14 protein-coding genes are annotated in these 18,177 nt (G+C 64.2%); 9 read left to right on the top strand and 5 right to left on the bottom strand.

Going from position 1 to position 18,177, the window contains the following annotated elements; all coding sequences use genetic code 11:
* Positions 1-179: 179 nt before the first annotated feature.
* Together QX124_RS26690 and QX124_RS26685 are read right to left on the bottom strand one after the other, a co-directional pair.
* Positions 180-806, bottom strand: a complete 627-nt coding sequence (locus QX124_RS26690; RefSeq protein ID WP_315737496.1) for a transglutaminase-like cysteine peptidase — start codon at positions 804-806, stop codon at positions 180-182.
* Between the two features lie 334 nt (positions 807-1,140).
* Complete coding sequence (locus QX124_RS26685; RefSeq protein WP_315737497.1) at positions 1,141-1,755, bottom strand: PilZ domain-containing protein; 615 nt, start codon at positions 1,753-1,755, stop codon at positions 1,141-1,143.
* Between the two features lie 183 nt (positions 1,756-1,938).
* Here QX124_RS26685 and QX124_RS26680 point away from each other — a divergent pair, with 183 nt between their 5' ends.
* The 4 genes from QX124_RS26680 to QX124_RS26665 all read left to right on the top strand — a co-directional run bounded on the left by QX124_RS26680 (position 1,939) and on the right by QX124_RS26665 (position 8,824).
* A complete protein-coding gene (locus QX124_RS26680) occupies positions 1,939-2,922 on the top strand; it encodes an MBL fold metallo-hydrolase (RefSeq protein ID WP_315798721.1) in 984 nt (327 codons plus the stop codon).
* 237 nt (positions 2,923-3,159) lie between these two features.
* Positions 3,160-4,323 (top strand): trypsin-like peptidase domain-containing protein, encoded by a 1,164-nt coding sequence (locus QX124_RS26675; RefSeq protein WP_315737499.1) that lies wholly within the window; start codon positions 3,160-3,162, stop codon positions 4,321-4,323.
* A gap of 91 nt (positions 4,324-4,414) precedes the next feature.
* Entirely contained in the window at positions 4,415-5,689 is a 1,275-nt protein-coding gene (locus tag QX124_RS26670) for a hypothetical protein (protein ID WP_315771090.1), read from the top strand.
* Positions 5,690-5,692: 3 nt separating this feature from the next.
* The gene (locus QX124_RS26665; RefSeq protein WP_315798720.1) at positions 5,693-8,824 is read left to right on the top strand and encodes a tetratricopeptide repeat protein; all 3,132 of its coding nucleotides are present in this window, start codon (positions 5,693-5,695) and stop codon (positions 8,822-8,824) included.
* Between the two features lie 64 nt (positions 8,825-8,888).
* Here the strand turns inward: QX124_RS26665 and QX124_RS26660 are convergent, their stop codons facing one another.
* Positions 8,889-9,446 (bottom strand): PAS domain-containing protein, encoded by a 558-nt coding sequence (locus tag QX124_RS26660; RefSeq protein WP_315798719.1) that lies wholly within the window; start codon positions 9,444-9,446, stop codon positions 8,889-8,891.
* A 523-nt stretch (positions 9,447-9,969) separates the two neighbouring features.
* Between QX124_RS26660 and QX124_RS26655 the strand changes: the two genes are divergently transcribed.
* Both QX124_RS26655 and QX124_RS26650 read left to right on the top strand, forming a co-directional pair.
* Positions 9,970-10,767 carry a rhomboid family intramembrane serine protease gene (locus QX124_RS26655; RefSeq protein WP_315737726.1) on the top strand — a complete coding sequence of 266 codons (798 nt, stop codon included), beginning with the start codon at positions 9,970-9,972 and terminating at the stop codon, positions 10,765-10,767.
* A 276-nt stretch (positions 10,768-11,043) separates the two neighbouring features.
* The gene (locus QX124_RS26650) at positions 11,044-11,472 is read left to right on the top strand and encodes a CBS domain-containing protein (protein ID WP_315737503.1); all 429 of its coding nucleotides are present in this window, start codon (positions 11,044-11,046) and stop codon (positions 11,470-11,472) included.
* On the opposite strand, the gene QX124_RS26645 is transcribed toward QX124_RS26650, so the two are convergent.
* Positions 11,459-12,493 (bottom strand): patatin-like phospholipase family protein, encoded by a 1,035-nt coding sequence (locus QX124_RS26645; protein WP_315798718.1) that lies wholly within the window; start codon positions 12,491-12,493, stop codon positions 11,459-11,461. The two genes, QX124_RS26650 and QX124_RS26645, sit on opposite strands and share 14 nt — an antisense overlap.
* A 273-nt stretch (positions 12,494-12,766) precedes the next feature.
* Between QX124_RS26645 and QX124_RS26640 the strand changes: the two genes are divergently transcribed.
* The 3 genes from QX124_RS26640 (at position 12,767) to QX124_RS26630 (ending at position 17,481) form a co-directional block, all read left to right on the top strand.
* On the top strand, positions 12,767-13,831 hold the full coding sequence (locus QX124_RS26640; RefSeq protein WP_315798717.1) for a hypothetical protein: 1,065 nt from the start codon (positions 12,767-12,769) through the stop codon (positions 13,829-13,831).
* 81 nt (positions 13,832-13,912) lie between these two features.
* Positions 13,913-14,083, top strand: a complete 171-nt coding sequence (locus QX124_RS26635) for an RNA polymerase sigma factor region1.1 domain-containing protein (protein WP_315737506.1) — start codon at positions 13,913-13,915, stop codon at positions 14,081-14,083.
* Positions 14,084-15,009: 926 nt separating this feature from the next.
* Entirely contained in the window at positions 15,010-17,481 is a 2,472-nt protein-coding gene (locus QX124_RS26630) for a putative bifunctional diguanylate cyclase/phosphodiesterase (RefSeq protein WP_315798716.1), read from the top strand.
* 107 nt (positions 17,482-17,588) lie between these two features.
* On the opposite strand, the gene QX124_RS26625 is transcribed toward QX124_RS26630, so the two are convergent.
* The gene (locus QX124_RS26625; protein WP_315737508.1) at positions 17,589-18,152 is read right to left on the bottom strand and encodes a nitroreductase; all 564 of its coding nucleotides are present in this window, start codon (positions 18,150-18,152) and stop codon (positions 17,589-17,591) included.
* Between the last annotated feature and the right edge of the window lie 25 nt (positions 18,153-18,177).

Genomic DNA, 18,177 nt, shown 5'->3' with positions numbered 1-18,177 from the left:
CAAGCCGTGGAATTCAAGCGGTTTTCGTGAATTTCGGCTGGCTCAAAAAAGTTGCGGCCAGGCCTTGGGGGAGGCCTGGCCGCGCGCGAACCGGTCTGGGACGGGGAGGGGTGGGGATGTGACCGGGTCGCGTAACTCGAATTCGTGTCTCGCCTCTCTGATCAGCGTTCGCGGACGCCTTAGCGTTCTCTTGCGCTGGCGGTGGCCACTGCCGGGCGACCGTCGCCGAGCGAGACCCAGACGTTGGGATCGCCCTGCGACTGCCGCTTGACGAAGCGGTAGCCGGTCTCGGTCCAGGCGACGACGCTCTCGTTCTGATTGTCGAGCACGTATTCGCCCTTGTCGGTCTTCACGGTGAGGACGGCGTGTCCTTCACCCTTCTTGTCGCGCACCACCGTGATCAGCAGCGCCTCGCGGGGCCAGCCGGCATCGATCAGCAGCTTGCGCTTCAGCAGCACGTAATCCTCGCAGTCGCCGTAGCCGTCCGTCGGCAACGACCATTTCTCGACCACGCCCCAATGGTCCATGTCGGTGATGGGCTTGACGTTCTCGTTGACCCAGCGATTGACCTTTAGCAGATCGCGCCAGGCGGTCTGGGACAGCACGATGTCGCGGGGCTGCGACGCGCCGCCGCGGCATTCCTCGGGCGTCTCGGTGCAGAACTCGACCCAGCCGATCGGTGCCCGTGCGGTGTCGCCAAGGCTCGCATAGAGCACCCGGTCATCGCCGGCATGCGCCATCCCGCCCATCGCCATCAGGAAGGCTGCGACCGCCCACCCTTTTGCCTGTCCCGTCCGCTTGACCATTTTTGGCCCCCCGTTTTCGTTGGGACCATGTGTCTCATAAAGATTTTTCGCTGCCGCTAAATCGCCACGATGGATTTGACGCAAATCCAAGTAAAACAAAGGGCTTATTCGACTTTCACTTGAATCGAACTTAGCTAAAATTTGAATCGTTCGGGGTTGAATCGAATGCGCGGCATTAAGCCGGGAACCGCTGCCGTTGCAGGGTCTGCCGCGCTTTGCCCGCCAGCCATTAACCGCGCCGGACCACCTGTGCGCTGGCCGAACGCCACACGGCGCCCGCGGTGGCGGACGCCGTGTGCTCCGTGAAGTTGCGGGATTTCAGAGGCTTGCGGCTTTACCGCGCGGTAACGCTGTCTTCGAGCGTTTCGGCGATCTGGGCGTGCAGGAACTCGATCGCGAAGCCGCCTTCGAGATTTCGCACCACGCGCGCCTGCACGCGGCCGAGCATGACCTGCGATTTCAGCGGCGGCCGGGTCTCGGCCGCGATCGCCGCGCCCGACAGCGACATGTCGATGATGCGGCAGGTCATCTTGGTGCCGTCCTCGAGCGTCAGCACCGCGATCGGGTTGCGCGGAATGATACGGTCGTGGCGGCGATCCTCCGGCAGGTTGAGGATGTCGCGGTTGGCGAGCCAGGTCAGCTGCGCGGCGAGCTTGTCGCGCTTGCGCGCGGTGGCGCCGATCGTCATCGCAAAACCGTTGTCGATGATGCGGGTGATCTTGCCTTCGACGCGGCCGATATGGTCGAGATAGGCGATCACGCGGTCGCCGACATTGCCGATGCCCGGCGCGAGCAGCGCGAGGCCGCCCGGCGACATGTTGATCACCTGGCAGGGAAACTCACGGCGGTCCGGCAGCATGTAGCGGCCGAGCAGGTGGACCTTGACCCGCTGGAAACGGCGGCGCTCCTCGGCGGCCGGAAGAGAGAGTTTTTTGTTCGGCAACGCCATGTTTCGCCACTCAAAGCCGGCTCTTAGCGTGCCGGATGATCCAGTGTTGAAACTAAGTCCTGCACGGTTAATTCAGCGTTACGTTGTGCTCCTGCAGCACGCTGCCACGGCCTTTGACGAGCTGATAGAATGGGCAGGCGCTGCATCGCGCCAATGACACCAGTGAAGACGGGAGAGACGTTCATGCGGAGTTGGTTGGGAGCCGTGGCAGTCGTGGTCTGCGCAGCGGTTGGATCGTCGCCGGCCGCGGCGGCCGAGATGAAGGTGACCCTGCTCGGGACGGGCACGCCGACGCCGCGCCTGTCGAGCTTCAGCGCCTCCACCCTGATCGAGGCCGGGCCGGAGCGGCTGCTGTTCGACCTCGGACGCGGCTCCACGATCCGCCTGTTCCAGAAGAACATCCCGCTCGGCAGCATCACCGCGCATTTCCTCACCCATCTGCATTCCGATCACGTGGTGGGGCTGCCGGACATGTGGCTGAGCGGATGGATCGGCACGCCCTGGGCCTCGCGCAAGGGGCCGATGGTCGTGTTCGGACCGAAGGGGACAGTGGCGATGACGGAGAATCTCACCAAAGCCTTCTCCGAGGACATCCGTATCCGCATCGATGACGAGCACTATCCGCCCGAAGGCGTCGCCTTCGCCGCGACCGATATCGGGCCGGGCGTCGTCTACGAGCGTAACGGCGTCAGGGTCAGCGCCATCGAGGTCAATCACGGCGAGAAGATCAAGCCGGCGCTCGGCTATGTCGTCGAGTTCGACGGCAAGAAGGTCGTGCTGTCCGGAGACACCAAGCCCGATCCGCGGGTGGAGAAGGCGGCGGAGGGCGCCGATCTTCTGATCCATGAGGTCGCCGTCATCGATCCGGAGCTGCTGAAATCCTACCCGAACTACCGCGCCATCGAGGACCACCACACCTCGCCCGAGGAGGCCGGCAGGATCTTCAGCGAGGCGAAGCCGAAGCTCGCAGTCTACTCGCACATCGTGTTTGCGACCGTGAAGCCGGTCCAGGACGTGCCGGAGGATGCGCTGGTCGCGCGCACGCGCACGGCCTATCAGGGCCCGCTTGTCGTCGGGCGCGATCTTACTTCGTTCGTCATCTCGGATCACGTCGCCGCGTTCGCTCCCGACGGCAGTCTGCTCACCCCGCTGACCGGCTCGCGGTGAGGCGCGGGACGTAGCCCCGATCGCGTGGCCCGCATGCGATGCGACCAGAGGTCGTCGCGACAAGATCCACACTCTCCAGACCGGATCTGGCGGTCTCCCGTCCCTCCGGTGACTTCAGCGGGAGGTTACATACCGTAAACAATGCTCTTGAAAGTAGAGCTTGAGCGCAGCACATTGTTCTGTGGAGCAATGAGGGGCACCGAGACGACGAGCCCATCGGCTTCAACGAGACGTCGTGTGCCGATCGTCGGCCGGGCGGGCACCTCAGTTCGCGCAGGATCTGGTGCGATGATACCGGGCATCGATTTCGGCGAGTTCCAGGAAGCGCTTGTCGCAGCGTTCAATCCTAGAGAATTGGAGATGATGGTCCGCGTTCGATTAAACGAACGGCTGGAAGACATTGTTACACCCGGTCCGAACAACTACGTGGCGTTTCAACTGATCGACTGGGCGGAGCGAAAGGGCGCGACGATCGTCGTCGATTTGGCCCGCGCTGCGTATCTTACGAAGCCTGACCACGAGAAGATACGACGCCTCTACGAGAAATTCGGCATGGCGCCGACGATGTCGGTACAGAACGCGGGCAAGTCCGTCACCGCGGCGCCCGAGCGTGCCACCGCAAGCGGCCTCGAAGCGATCGTGCGTCCGCGACTTAAGACCTTCGATATGGGCGTGTGGCGGGGATGCATGGCACAGATCGAGGGCCAAGTTTGCCGCATTGAGTTTGACGGCAACGCGATGGGGACCGGCTTCTTGATAGGACCGGATCTCATCCTGACCAACTATCACGTGCTCGAGTCCGCGATCGAGGGGACGGCACGTCCGGCCGCGATCGCCTGCCATTTTGATTACAAGGTTCTCACCGATGGCTCGCGCTCGGAAGGAGTTGTCGTGCCGCTGCACGATTCAGATTGGCGCATCGACTTCGCGCGTTACAGCCAGGCCGAGGCCGAAGGTCAGCCGGACCGAGATCTTCCAGCGGTCGACGAACTCGATTTCGTACTCGCCCGCTTGGCGCGATCCATCGGCAACGAACCGATCGACAAGAACGCCGGCTCCGGTGCCCCGCGACGGCGCTGGATCGCAATGCCCAAGACACAGCCGCCACTTGAGATCGACATGCCGCTGCTGATAGCCCAACATCCGGACGGGAGCCCTTTGAAGCTCGCCGTGGACACGCAAGCTGTGCTCGGCGTGAACGGCAACGGCACACGGGTTCGCTATGCCACTAACAGCGACCGAGGCTCATCGGGGTCCCCGTGCTTCAATATGGAATGGTCGCTGGTTGCGATGCATCACATGGGCGACCCTGCCTGGGGCTCGCCGAAATTCAATCAGGGCATTCCGATTGGAATGATCCGCCAGCGGCTTGCAGGCAAGATCGAGTTCGAGGCGCCATGATGCGCTGGGTCCGCTTCGCTTCAAGTGAAAGGGCGTAGAGGCCATGGTCGAGACAGACGCTGCCGGCTCCGCGAAAGGGGCGGACTCTCTCTTGGACAAGAAGCTGCTCCATGGCATCTGCGATGCGTTCAACATGAACGATCTGAAGATCCTGGTTCGCACGACGATGGGCAAAGTCGTTTTCAATCGACTGTCCTGGGACCAGCCGAAACCGAACATCGTCCTCGATCTCCTGGATATGGTCGAAGGGGACGGCCGGCTTCTCGACCTGCTCAATGGCATCAAGAACTGGGAGGATCAACAGTCCAACGAGGCCCTTCAGAGGGTTGTCGACGAGCACCTCGATCGCATTTCCACCCCGGCCAGCGTCAAGACACTCAACACCGGGATCAATAGCCTGCGTCGGGAAGTCGAGGAGGACGCCGGGATACGCTCCGTCGTCGCCGCCTCGCGCAAAACGCTCGACCAGGTCAGCAGCAGAATCGACGCTCTTTTTCATTACAAGGAGCTGCACGATTGCCTGCACGACATCCAATTGCGACATTACCGCGAGATCATCGATTGTGCCAAGGAACTGGGGCGCGATCCGCAAGCATCGTTCGGGCTCCAACAACACGTCATCGACCTCGCGAAAATCTGCAGCCGCGTGCGCGAGGCGGCCGAGCTGCTCCCGGAGGTCGGCGCCGATCGGACGCATGTGCGGGGCTGGATAGAGGAGCTCGAATCGGCGATTCCGAAATTGCGGAAGGCCGTTCGCGACGAGGATACGCACGATGTGATCACTGCGGTGTTCCCGTTTCGGAGCGTGATCGTCTCCGAACAGAGCAGGGTCAATGCATCGCTCAACCGATATGCCGAAGAGCTCCCGTTGCGAGAGCTGAGCGAAATCCTCGCCAATGCTGTCGCCGCCAAACCGGCAGGGGATGCGTCGGCTGCCGACCTTCAAGAGGCGATCGCATCTTTGAGGAACATCAAGTCGCAACTGAGTAGCCGGGTTGCGGAACACGACAAATGGCAGAGAATCGAGAAGGATTTCTGGGAGGCCGAAGACAACATCGAAAAGAACACACCGGAATCGCTCGACCTGTTCAAGGAATTCTGGCCGGCGATCAAGTCGCGCGTCGACGAGATCGCATCCACGCAGGCTGAAGCGGACTGGGCGAAGGATGCGAAGGAGTACGCCAGCCGGGTCGACGAGACGATCGCCAGCCACGTTACCAATTTCGGCACGCTGCGCAGAAATTTCAAACTATTCCGCGATACGGCGCTTCTTCACTTCTTCAATGTCGATCGAGATCTCAAGGCGCAGTGTGGAGACATCCTGAAGATCCGTGAGCCTTTGCGAGAACTGTCTGACAAGGTGTGAGCCATGTCGAAAGATCACCAAGTTGCGCCGGAAGCCTCAGGACCGGTGCCGTCAACATTCACCTCGCTAACCGAATTGCGCGCCGAACACATCGCGTTGATGCGCGCGGCCCGCGATCGAGAGAACGACCAAGATCTGCTTGCCGACGTCCATAAGTTCGTCGATCGGGCGCAGGCGGCGGGACGATGGATAGATTCGCCGGCCGACCGCGAGGCTGCCCAGAACATCATTACCTACTGGACGTCGTATCAGTTTTCGGCCGGCGATCGGGAGGCTCTCTCTGCCACGCTGCCCGCCCTCGCCCCCTTCGACCCATCGCACGCCCCGGACCTCACCAGCGCCGCCAATCCCTACATAGGGTTGAACCCGTTCGACGAAGGCGACGCAGGGCGCTTTTTCGGGCGCGAGGAGGCTGTCCGAAGACTTCTGGAGCAGCTTCGCGAACAGCGAGTAGTGCTCGTCACCGGCCCGATGGGAAGCGGCAAGACATCGATTGTAATGGCCGGCGCCATCCCAAGGATGAAGTCGCAGATTGTCGGGGAAGGCAAGAGCCCGCTCGTTCTGGTCGTAGTTCCGAGAGCAGATCCGTTCGCCGCGTTGCTCACGAGCATATATGAGGCGGCTGCCAATCCCGCATTACCCAAACTCGAAACATGGATCACCGAGCAGAAGCAGAAGCTCGAACGTTCGCCAGAGCTTTTTGGCGCCCTGCTCGACGGCGTATTTCCGGGGCGGCCCGTTATCATGGTTGTCGATCAGCTCGAGCAGATCTTTACGATCTGCTCGGACGAGAAGACGAGGGAGGGCTTTGTTCAGGCACTGGTCGGAGCGCGTGGCCAGCCGGACCGGACCATCCTCATTATCGAGGAGCGGTACCAGCAACCGGCGCTTCAGCTCGCCGCGCTCAAGTCACTCGGGGAGGACCCGGCCGCGCGCTTCTCGCTTGCGCCGCCCAACGCTGCCGAAGTGCAGCACATCATCGAGAGCGCGGCCACCACGGTCGGGCTCAAGTTCGACGAGGGAATCGTCGAGGACCTCGCCAAGAGCGTTGCCGGCGATGCGGGCGCGCTGGCCATGCTGCAATTTGCCCTTGGAAGGCTGTGGGACCAGCGCGAGCGTAACCGCATCACCTGGGAAGCCTATCATAAGGTGGGCAAGCCGCGAGACGCTCTGATCCGTACAGCAGAAGCGATTTACGCCGGTCTGACGTCTGACGACCAGGCGGCCGCGAGGTGCGTCTTCCTGCAACTGGTGCAGCCCGATGTGGAGGGGTTCATCCGCCGCCGAGTGCGGCGGGACGTTCTGGTGCAGATCGCGCCTGCCGGTCGCGTCGACCATGTTCTGGAGCGATATGTGGATGCCGAGCTCATCCGGCGTAGTCCAGGCGTCGGCTGGGACGACGATCGCTTCGATCTGGCCCACAGCGCGCTGATCGACGGCTGGCCGCGATTGCGCGACTGGCTGCAGGACGAGCGGAACCGCTCCAAGGCGAAGCTGCAGCTCATCGCGACGGCGCAGCGCTGGCAGGCATCCGGCTTCGACGCCGGTTATCTGCTCTCCGGCGCCGCTCTGGACGACGCGGCGTCCTACATGGAGGGCGCGCCGGAGCTCAAGGAGCTCGTGGCGGCCAGTCGGGCCCACAACGAGCTGCAGGCGCGACGATATTCCCGCGCCAGGAACGCGGCGCTGATTGTCATGGCGGCCTTGCTCGTTTTTGCGGTGTGGGAATGGCGAAAGGCGGATTTGGAGGAGCAATCCGCGCTGCGGAGCGCGAAAAGTGCATTTTCCGTCGTCGGGAGCGTGCTCGATGTAATTCAGGATCAGCTCAATACCGGCGCAATCCAGGTTTCGAGTGCTGAACGGCTGCTGCGCGGCGCCGAGAAGATCTTCGGTGCCGTCGAGAATCGGCCGGAAGTCATGGAGTATCGCGCCAAGCTGCTGACGAAGTTCTCGGATGTGTACCTGCTGGTTGGAGCACATGACGCTGCCTTAACACAAATCGAAGCGGCCAAAGACCTCGCTGACCAGCTCCTCGAGAACGACGCAGAGAACGACGAGTGGAAGAAGCTGCGTTATGAGGTTGCGTTCCGACTCGGAGACGCCTTCGAGGGCCGTGACCTGAAGCGATCCGCAGCGGAACTTGATTACGCGCTACGGATTGCGCAGCAGCTGGCTGACAAGAGTCCCGCGGACAACGCGGCGCGCCGAAGAATCGCATTCGTCGAGAACAAGATTGCGGACAGCCTCCGGAATACGGACTGGAAGGGCGCTCTGGATTGGTACCGGAAATCCCTTGCGATTGGCACCGCTCTCCTGGCTCAGGACCCGAACGATCCGGATGCGCAGAAGGCCGTGGCGGATGCTCGGACCCGGATCGGCGATGCCCTTGCTGCGCACGATCGTCCGAAGGAAGCTCTGGCGGAATGCGAGCAGGCAATGACGATACGGGAAGCCCTGGTCCGCAGGGAGCCGAAAAACAACATCTATCGATCCAATTTGTCGAGGATCTACGAGCAGATCGGCCGCGTGCACAAGATGCAAGACCAGCTCGACGACGCACTGAAGTACTTCCAGATGGCAGTCGACCTCTCAGCCGGCCTCGCCCGCGACGATCCCGACAAGGTCGACTGGAAAATTCGCCTCGCCCGGCAATACGTCATCATCGGCGATTCGGTGGCAGAGCAGGACCCGGCGGGCGCGATCGAAAGATACCGCAGTGCTCTGGCAATTCGCGAGGAGATCACCGCAAAGGGCCTCGATGAAGTGGCATGGACGCGCGACGTAGCCGACACGCACGATAGGCTTGGGAGCGCCTGGCGAAGGCAGCACGACTTCGTAAACGCGCTCAAGGAATATGATGCCGGTCTGCAAATCCGGCTGCAGCTCGCGGGAAGGTTTCCCGACGATAGCAAGCGTCAACTTGAGCTGGCGGAAGGCTACGAGCGCATCGGTGACGCCGCGCGCGAGCAGAGCGAGCCGGGAAAAGACGACCGCTCCCTGCAAGACGCCGTCGACGCCTATCGCAAGGGCCTCGTCGTCGTCAACGCACTCATAGCCAACGACCCGAAGAGCGGGGCAGAGAAGGTGCGCGAAAGGTTCCAGGCGAAACTCTCGGCCCTTACGACAATCCGCTAGCGGTAACGCAATTGGAGTATTTGCGGTTGCTTCTGCACAGAAGTCCTAACTACGCGAGCCGTAGTCAGCGCAGGCCCTCATACACCATCAAGCCGCGGGCGAGCGCGAGCTTGCGCAGCGCGCGCGGCACGATCGGCTCGGCCGGCGGATGGATGTAGCGCCATGACACCATCTCCAGCGGTCCGAGCGCGCCTCGCGGCGTTTCGAACGGGGCGAGCAGGCCGGTCAGGCTGATCGGCTCATGCGCGCGCGTCGCGAACGGCAGCAGCAGCAGCTCGAAATGCGCCGTCGTGCGATCCGGTCCCTGCGCCCTGACGCCGGCGATCGCCGGCAGCGTCTCCTCGCACACGACCATCGTGATCTCTTCGATCTCGCGGCGGCTGGCGGGCGCGAACTGCGCCGGGAAGCTTCTGTCCTTGACGTCGCCGCCGAGCAGGGCGCACAGCCGCGTGCCGGCCATGCGGAACGGAAAGCCGCTGTCGGCGTCGCAGGACAAGACGAAGATGTCGCCGAGCAGCTCGCGCACGGCCGACGGCTCGAAGTCGCAGCGCTCCGGCGCCTTGGCATGGCCGCGCCTGTCGTTCCAATAGGCGAAGAGCTCGCGATTGGACGGATGTTTCATCTCGGTGATCCCTCGCGCCCTCGACGTCACGGAGGACATTGCTGTCCCGCTTTCGTCCAGGCGCCTCCCTGGTTTGTTTTCGCAGGAGGGGCGGTGCAGCGTCCATGCCGATGGTGCGATCGTGCCGGCTTTCCCCCGGCCTTCCGCGCGTTAAGGTTAAATTAACGATGAGCTTGGCGGCCGCCGAGCGATCGTTAACAATGCGTTCATCAGATCGCGGCCGGACGGTGGAAGGTCCGCCGCGATACGGTGAGGTACACGCAGGCGGCGTCAAACAAGTCTGGTCGTCGCGACGGGGCGGGGTGGGGAAAACAAACCCGGGCGCTCCGGACGCGGCAGAGGCCGGCAAGTCTCGGAGGGAGGGTTTTCTCAGGACCCTCCCTCGTTCTTTTTGCGGATCCGCCGCCCTTTCTCCACCGCTGCCACCGCGCCGCACATCAACTCTGCCGCCGTGCGCTTGCACAGGCCGGCCAAAGCCGCCTATCTGACGGATCTGTTCCTCTCGTCGAAGGCGTGCGTTCCGTTGGATTCCTCCTCGTCAGACCTCACGCAGGATCCGCCGCTCCAGCAGGCGCGGGAGCCGATCCTCAATCTGCCGGGCGCACTGACCGCCTACATCCTGCTGATCGCGGTGATCCATCTGCGCGTGCTGTTGCCGGACGAGTGGAACGGCTGGATCATCGACCTGTTCGCCTTCGTCCCGAAACGATACGACCAGACCCTGATGGACGGGGCGTTTCCCGGCGGCACGCCGGCCAAGATCTGGACCTTCGTCAGCTATTCGCTGCTGCACGCCAATCTGGCGCATATCGGCTTCAACGTGCTGTGGCTGCTGCCATTCGGCAGCGCGCTCGCGCGCCGCTTCGGGGCGGCCCGGTTCTATCTGTTCATGGCGGTGACGGCGGCGGCCGGTGCGCTGGCGCATCTGCTCACCCATGAGCACGCGCTGGCGCCGATGATCGGCGCCTCGGCCTCGGTGTCCGGCACCATGGCGGCCGCGATGCGCTTTGCCTTCGTGAGCGGCAGCTTCCTGTCGTTCACTCGCGGAGATGCCGAGGCGGCGGCCAGGGTTCCGGCGTTGTCGCTGTCGCGTGCGCTGCGCAATCCGCGCGTCCTCGGCTTTCTGGCAGTGTGGTTCGGCGTCAACATCGTGTTCGGCATCGGCGGCATCACGCCCGGCGCCGAGGGCGCCGACGTCGCCTGGCAGGCTCATATCGGCGGCTTCATCGCCGGCCTGATCCTGTTTGCGCTGTTCGATCCCACCCCGCATGTGCGTGACGATGCTGCGCCTGCGTTACCGTCCGACGTGGTCGACCGTTAGTTGCCGCAATCCTGCGCTTGCGAGCGCAGGTGATTTCATTCATCATTTGCGTCCACTGCAACCGGAGCACGATTCCGGATGAACAAAAGCAGGCCATTTTGTGCCGCGCAGGCCAGCCTGCCGAGTGCAATGCAACCAAAGCGTGATCGGGAGGATTGGATCCGTTGTGTTGCCAGACTGTTGATTGAAGACTCGCTTGACTGACGATCGCTGGAAGCATCGGCCGCAATGACGCCTCGCTCAAGAAGGCACACCGGCCCCTGAAGGAGACGAGCAATGACAGTACGTGCGATTCTCGACATCAAGGGCCATCAGGTCGAGAGCGTCGAGTCCCAGACCACACTCGCCGAAGCCGCCAAGCGGCTTGCTGACCGCAAGATCGGCGCGGTGCTGGTGATGTCGGGCTCCCGGATGGAGGGCATCCTATCCGAGCGCGACATCGTCCGCGCGCTCGGCGAGCGCGGCGCCTCAGCGCTGACCGAGCCGGTGTCGAACGTGATGACGCGGCGGGTGGTGAGCTGCAAGCCGGCGGATACCGTCGCCTCGATCATGGAAGTGATGACGAACGGCAAGTTCCGCCATCTGCCGGTGATCGAGGGCGGCGTCGTCGTCGGCCTGATCTCGATCGGCGACGTCGTGAAGTGGCGCGTCCAGGAATACGAGACCGAGCAGGAAGCCCTGCGTCAGTACATCAAGACGGCGTAGTCGTCGCTCTGCCGCCGGTCGGCGTCACGGCGCCGGTCGCCTGGCCGATGGTCTCCTGGATCGAATCCAGCGCACGTTCGGCCGCCCTGGTGCCGAACGCGATGAGGTCGGCCGCGCGGTGGAAGTCGAACCAGCCGATCTGGCCGACGCGCGGCGAGATCAGAAGGTCCGGCGGATCGCCGGCGAGACGTGCGCGGGTGATGCGGTCCTGCATGATGTTGAAGGCATCGACCATCACCGACGAGATGCCCGGGCGGCCGCCGCCGCCAAAGAACTGCCGCTTCACCGCGCGCTCCGGTGAGAACAGCCTGCCGAAGCGGCGCTTGGGCGGCGCGCTCTCCATCACCGTTTCCGGCACCTCGACCGGCTGGCCATGCGAGTAGATCGTCGTCGAATGCGTGAACACGTCGCTGGACAGGTTGGCGGCGATCACGATCTCGGCGCCGAGCGCGCGCGCTGCCGACACCGGCACCGGGTTCACCATGGCGCCGTCGACCAGCCAGCGGTCGCCGATCAGGACCGGCGCGAAGATGCCGGGCAGGGCGTAGGAGGCGCGCATCGCATCGACCAGGCTGCCATGGGTCAGCCAGATCTCGTGACCGGTGCGGATTTCGGTCGCCACAGTTGCGACCTTCATCGGCAGCTCCTCGATGGTGACGCGGCCGAGCGAGGCTTCGAGCTGGGCGGCGAGCTTCTCGCCGCCGATCAGGCCGGAGCCGTTGAGGCGGATGTCGAGATAGCCGAGGATGTTGCGCATCTGCAGGCTGCGCGCCCATTCCTCCAGGGTATCGAGCTGGCCGGCCGCATAGGCACCGCCGACCACGGCCCCGATCGAGGTGCCGACCACGACGTCGGGCACGATGCCGTGCGCCATCAGGGTTCGGAGCACGCCGATATGGGCAAAGCCGCGCGCCGCACCGCCGCCGAGCGCCAGGCCGATGACTGGCTTGCGGATCGTCCCAAGACCGACATCGGAACCTTCGGTTCCACTCGCACGGCGTCCTTTCAGAATATCCAGCACCGAGATCTCCACGCCTACGCATACTGTGTGCAATGAGTCGGCAACGGACTCATGACGCATGACAGCCTAGCACCAGCCTACCAGAAGCATCCTTTATGCCGGGTCGACGGAAGCATCGGATGCCGCTGATGTGAACGCTCTCCTGGACGGAACTGCGCGCTCCGGCCGCTCACCGCCGGAGAATGCGACCAAGTCGCGCGCCGCTCATGCGGTTCCTCGGGGACAGTTGAGTAGAGGCTTGAATTTGCCGCGTTTTCGGTCAAAAGCAGGACGATGACGACAGGTCGCGGGTTCACCAGATTCCGGCGCAGCGGGCGGCTATGGCTTGTGCTCGCCTTGTCGTGCCCGCTGACCGGACTCCCAATGTCGCCGGCCGCAGCGCAACTGTTCAGCGACAGGCCGCCGCCGGTTCCGCCGGCCTCGGTGCCCGATCCCGGGGCAGCGGTCAGCCTGGCACCACCCTCCGGCCCCATTCCGGCGCCGGCACCCCAGGCGGTGCCGGGACCGCCGGTCGCCGCGATTCCACCCGGCGCGCCGGCTGCGATCCCCCCGGTTGCCGCTCCGCCGGCCGCAGCCCCCAATCAGGGCGTGCTGTCGCTGTCGGCGCGGTTCGGCAAGGACCTGCCGAACATCAATGGCGGGCTGGTCTGGCGCGTGTTCGCCGACCGGCCGGACGAATCCGGCGCCTTCAAGATGCTGCGCGAGGATCGCGGCGCAACGCCGAACATCGTGCTGCCGCCCGGTACCTATGTCGTTCATGTCGCGCTCGGCCTCGTCAGCGCGGTCAGGTCCGTGAACCTGAAGCCGGAGACCGATCGCGAATCCTTCGTGCTGCCGGCCGGGGGCCTGCGTCTCGAGGGCAGGGTCGGCACCAGCAAGATCCCGCAGAACCAGATCTCGTTTGCCATCTACAAGGGCAGCCAGTTCGACGGCCGCGAGCGGGCGCCGCTGGTGCCGAACGTCGCCGCCGGCGACATGCTGATGCTGCCGGAGGGGACCTACTACATCGTCTCCAACTATGGCGACGCCAACTCGGTGGTGCGCTCCGACATCCGCGTCCAGGCCGGCAAGCTCACCGATGTCACGGTGACGCATCGCGCTGCGGTCATCACCTTGAAGCTCGTCTCCGACAAGGGCGGCGAGGCGCTCGCCAACACGGCCTGGTCGGTCATCAACCCTGGCGGCGACGTGATCAAGGAATCGATCGGCGCCTTCCCCAAGGTCGTGCTGTCCGAAGGCGACTACCGCGCCATCGCCAAGAACGAAGGCAAGGTGTTCGAGCGCTCCTTCAGCGTCGTCAACGGCGTCGACGGCGAGGTCGAGGTGCTCGCGCGGTAAGCGGCTCGCACGTGAAATGGCCCCGCAGAAGGACACCGACTCTCCCCGCTATCTATGAGAGCCAATCTCTGGGAGAGCCGCATGCAGATATGCCACATCATCCGCCAGGCCATCGAGATCGGCGAGCGCAAGGGCTGGATCACGTTCGACGAGCTGAACGCACTTTGCCCGGGTAACACAGTCGAACCCGAGGACATCGAGCGGATCATGCAGGCGCTGAGCGACGCAGGCATCCGTCTGGAGGAGGAGTGATGCAAGAACAGCGTTTTTGGCAGGAGCGCGCCTGACCACGGGTGTCGTCCCGGCGAACGCCGGGACCCATACCGCGGATGCTATCGGGGGACGTCGCTGTCAGTGGCCCGCATCACCGCGGCCGGTGACTATGGGTCCCGGCTCAAGGCCGGGACGACAGCGGTGATTGTCGAAGCAGTGGTGCGCGACACGACTCGCTAAGTCGTGCCACATCTGCCCGTCGGGTTACTTTGTCGCAGTTATTAGTTCTTGTGTCGTCGGGCAAATCAGGTCGATCTTTCCGCGCATCCCGCCTCGAGATGAGGGGCGTATCGCGGTCGTCACGAGACGCGAGGCGGGGAGCGGTGGGCGTGGTGGATTGCAGCGCGAGTCTCTCGCGCCGACGAACAATTCGCTGCGCACGGTCAAGTCGCGCGGTCCTGATATCCCGATGCTGATATCAACCTCACAGCGATGCTCGCGCGTCGTGCGGGGGATGGTGGCCAGAAAGCCCGGCGCACCAGGGAGAACGCGAAGCAGCCGTTCAGCCATCGCGCAGGGAGGGCCGGGTTTCCGGCTGACCCGTGGTACCTGCCGCCTGCATTTTTTTCGCAGGCGGGCCACGGACCTCAGTCGAGGTCCGGCTCTCCCTGCGCCCTCTGTTCGAAGAGGGCGGTTCGATCAGCAAAACTCGGGCAGAGATTGTCGCGAGATCGCAGGTTCACATCCGCATCTATGCCGTATCGGTATCGACCTCGCCGTTGCGACATAGGCGACGAACGTGAAGCGATGCTGTCACAGTCGCTAATGCGCGATAACCATGGAACCACTTAAAACTGTCACAATCGCTGCGCGCCACGCGCGAAGCCAATGCATTTACAGCTCGTTAAAGCCGCGTCTGCTTCAGATACCGCCGGGACCGACAGGGTGGCGATTGAGTGGGAATGATGAGTGCCGCGACGACCAAGGCGTTGACGACGATCAGCAGCGATCTGTTTGACGACATCCCGGTGCTCAGGCGCAAATGGCAGGCCGCGTTGAAGCCCGGCCAGCGCCTGCCGCGCTACGAGGACGTCATGCTGGGCAGCCTCGGCCGTCTCGCCGATCATATCGCGGTGCTCAACAATCGGGACGGCGGCCTGCAGATTTCGCGCAGCGGCCGCTATGTCCAACAATGGTTGCAGGACGAACGCTCGGGCGTCGCGGTCGAGGCCGTGTCGCCGGATTGCGCCACCGTGCTGGTGGAGGCCGCCAACTGCGCGCTCGCCAGCGGCCAGCCCTATCTCGCCCATGCGCATTGCGTGCGCGACGGCATGGTTCGCAGCTATGACGTCCTGGCGCTGCCGACCAACTCGCGGTGGGGCAGCACGCTGGTCGGGACCTATGTCAACGAGCGCGACGCGCAATATAATCTGCTCGATGCGATCTTCTCGACGACGGATGACGGCGTGGTCTCGCTCGCAACCATCCGCGACAGCGTCGGCATGCCCTGCGATTTTCAGGTCGTCCATCACAATCGCGCGGCGGCCGAGCTGCTCAGGCTGCCATCGGCGACGCTGCAATGGCATCGCCTGAAGCAGGGCGGCAACATGCTGTGCACGCCCGAGGTGATGGCGCGGCTGTTCGATGTCGTCACGCAGGGGCGAAGCGACCAGTTCGAGCTCGACAGCGAAGCCCGCAGTCTCAGGCTCGGCGCCCACGCCTTTGGCGACATCATCTCATTGACCATTGCCGACGTGACCGCGCTGAAGCGGCGCGAGGCGTCGTTCCGGCTGCTGTTCGACGCCAATCCGGTGCCGATGTGCATTCTCGACGCGAAGACCGCGCAGATCCTCAATGTCAACGATGCGATGGTCGGCCACTACGGCTACGGCCGGGCGGACCTCCTTTGCATGAACGTCTGGGATCTCTGGCCGCCGGGCGAATGGGAAAGCCTGGATGACGCGCTGTTGCGGCTTGCCGACGGTGACCTGTTTCATCGCGACTGGCGCCATCGCAAGGCCGATGGCAGCGAGATCGAGGTGCTGACCTATGGCCGAGAGATCACCTTCGATGGCCGCGACGGCGTGCTGGTCGCGATCGTCGATATCACCGAGCGCCGTCGCGCCGAGGCGCGCATCGCCTACATGGCGCACCATGACGGGCTGACCGGCCTGCCGAACCGCGAGTTCTTCCAGCAGCGCCTCACGCAGGAGCTCGACGGCGCCGGCGCGGCCGACCGGCGCATCGCGGTGATGTGCATCGACCTCGACCTGTTCAAGACCGTCAACGACTCCTTCGGTCATCCGATGGGCGACCGGCTGCTGCAGGCGGTCGCCGGCCGCCTGACGCAGCAGATGCATGGCGGCAAGCTGGCGGCGCGGCTCGGCGGCGACGAGTTCGCGGTGATCATCAACCAGAGCAGCGCCAGCGACGCAAGCGAGTGCGCCGCCCGCCTGATCGCGGCGCTCGGCGCGCCCTATGACATCGACGGCAATGAGCTCGTGATCGGCGCCTCCATCGGCATCGCGCTGTCGCCGGGCGACGGCGCGAGCTGCGAGGAGCTGATGAAGAACGCCGACATGGCGCTGTATCGCGCCAAGCAGGACGGCGGCCGCGTGCATCGCTTCTTCGAAAAGGAGATGGACCGCCAGGCGCAGAAGCGGCGCGACATGGAGCACGATCTGCGCCGCGCCTTCGCGCATGGCGAGTTCGAGCTGCACTACCAGCCGCTGGTCGATGTCGCGACCAACGCCATCTCTGCCTTCGAATGCCTGCTGCGCTGGCGTCATCCCGACAAGGGCATGATCTCGCCGGCCGACTTCATCCCTGTGGCTGAGGACATTGGCCTGATCGTGCCGCTCGGCGAATGGGTGCTGCGCGAGGCCTGCCACGAGGCGGCACGATGGCCCGATGGCATCAAGGTGGCGGTGAACCTCTCCGCCGTGCAGTTCCGCAGCCGCAACCTGGTGCAGGTCGTGGTCCAGGCGCTGGCGCAGTCGGCGCTGGCGCCGGAGCGGCTCGAGCTGGAGATCACCGAGTCGATCCTGCTCGCGGAGACCGAGGCCAATCTGGCGACGCTGCATCAGCTGCGCCAGCTCGGCATCCGCATCTCGATGGACGATTTCGGCACCGGCTATTCCAGCCTGAGCTATCTGCGCAGCTTCCCGTTCGACAAGATCAAGATCGACCGCTCCTTCGTGAAGGACCTCGCGCAGCGCTCCGACTGCCTCGCCATCGTCCGGGCCATCTCCGGCCTCGGCAAGAGCCTCAACATCATCACCACCGCCGAGGGCGTCGAGACATCGGATCAGCTCGACTGGCTGCGCGCCGAAGGCTGCAACCAGGTCCAGGGCTTTCTGTTCAGCGCCGCAAAGCCGGCATCGGAGATCGCGGGGTTGCTGGCGCAATTCGGCGCGCGGTCGTCGAAGGCAGCGTGATGGTTGACGAGTGCGCAGTGCGTAGCCCGGGCGAGCGGAGCGGCCCCGGGAACACCGTCCCCGCATGTCGCTTCGCTCATGCGGGCTACGGACTGCGGGCTTCGTTGTCAGAACCGCGTCACGATCTCCGCCAGCGCCGGCCGCGGGCGGTCTTCGTTCGGCTTGGTCGGCTTGCCGATATGAATGAGCCCGGCGAGCTTCTCCTCCGGCTTCAGGCCGAGCCCGTTCATCACATCGCGATCGAACATGAACCAGCCGGACAGCCAGCAGCCGCCATAGCCGAGCGCGGTGGCGGCGGTCAGGATGTTCATCGCGCTGGCGCCGGCGGAGAGCTCCTGCTCATAGGCCGGCACCTTGGGATGCGGCCGGGTGAAGCTGACGAGGCCGATCACCAGCGGCGCCTCCATCAGGCGGTTCTTCTCGACCTCAAGCTCGGCCGCGCTGGCCTGCGGGTTGTTCTTGGCGAAGACGGACGCGATGACCTCACCGGCGCGGCGGCGGCCGTCGCCCTCGAACACGATGAAGCGCCACGGCGCGAGTTTGCCATGGTCGGGCACGCGGGCGCCGATGGTCAGGATGGTGTCGAGCTCGGCGGGCGAGGGGCCGGGGCCGCTCATCTCGCGCGGCTTCACGGAGCGGCGGGTCTTCAGCAGTTCAATCGCATCGGTCACGTCGTGATGTCTCGTTGGTTGCACG

Origin of the sequence: Bradyrhizobium sp. SZCCHNRI3043 (assembly GCF_032377735.1) — a bacterium.
GTDB lineage: Bacteria > Pseudomonadota > Alphaproteobacteria > Rhizobiales > Xanthobacteraceae > Bradyrhizobium.
This window is presented reverse-complemented; position numbering and strand designations above follow the sequence as displayed.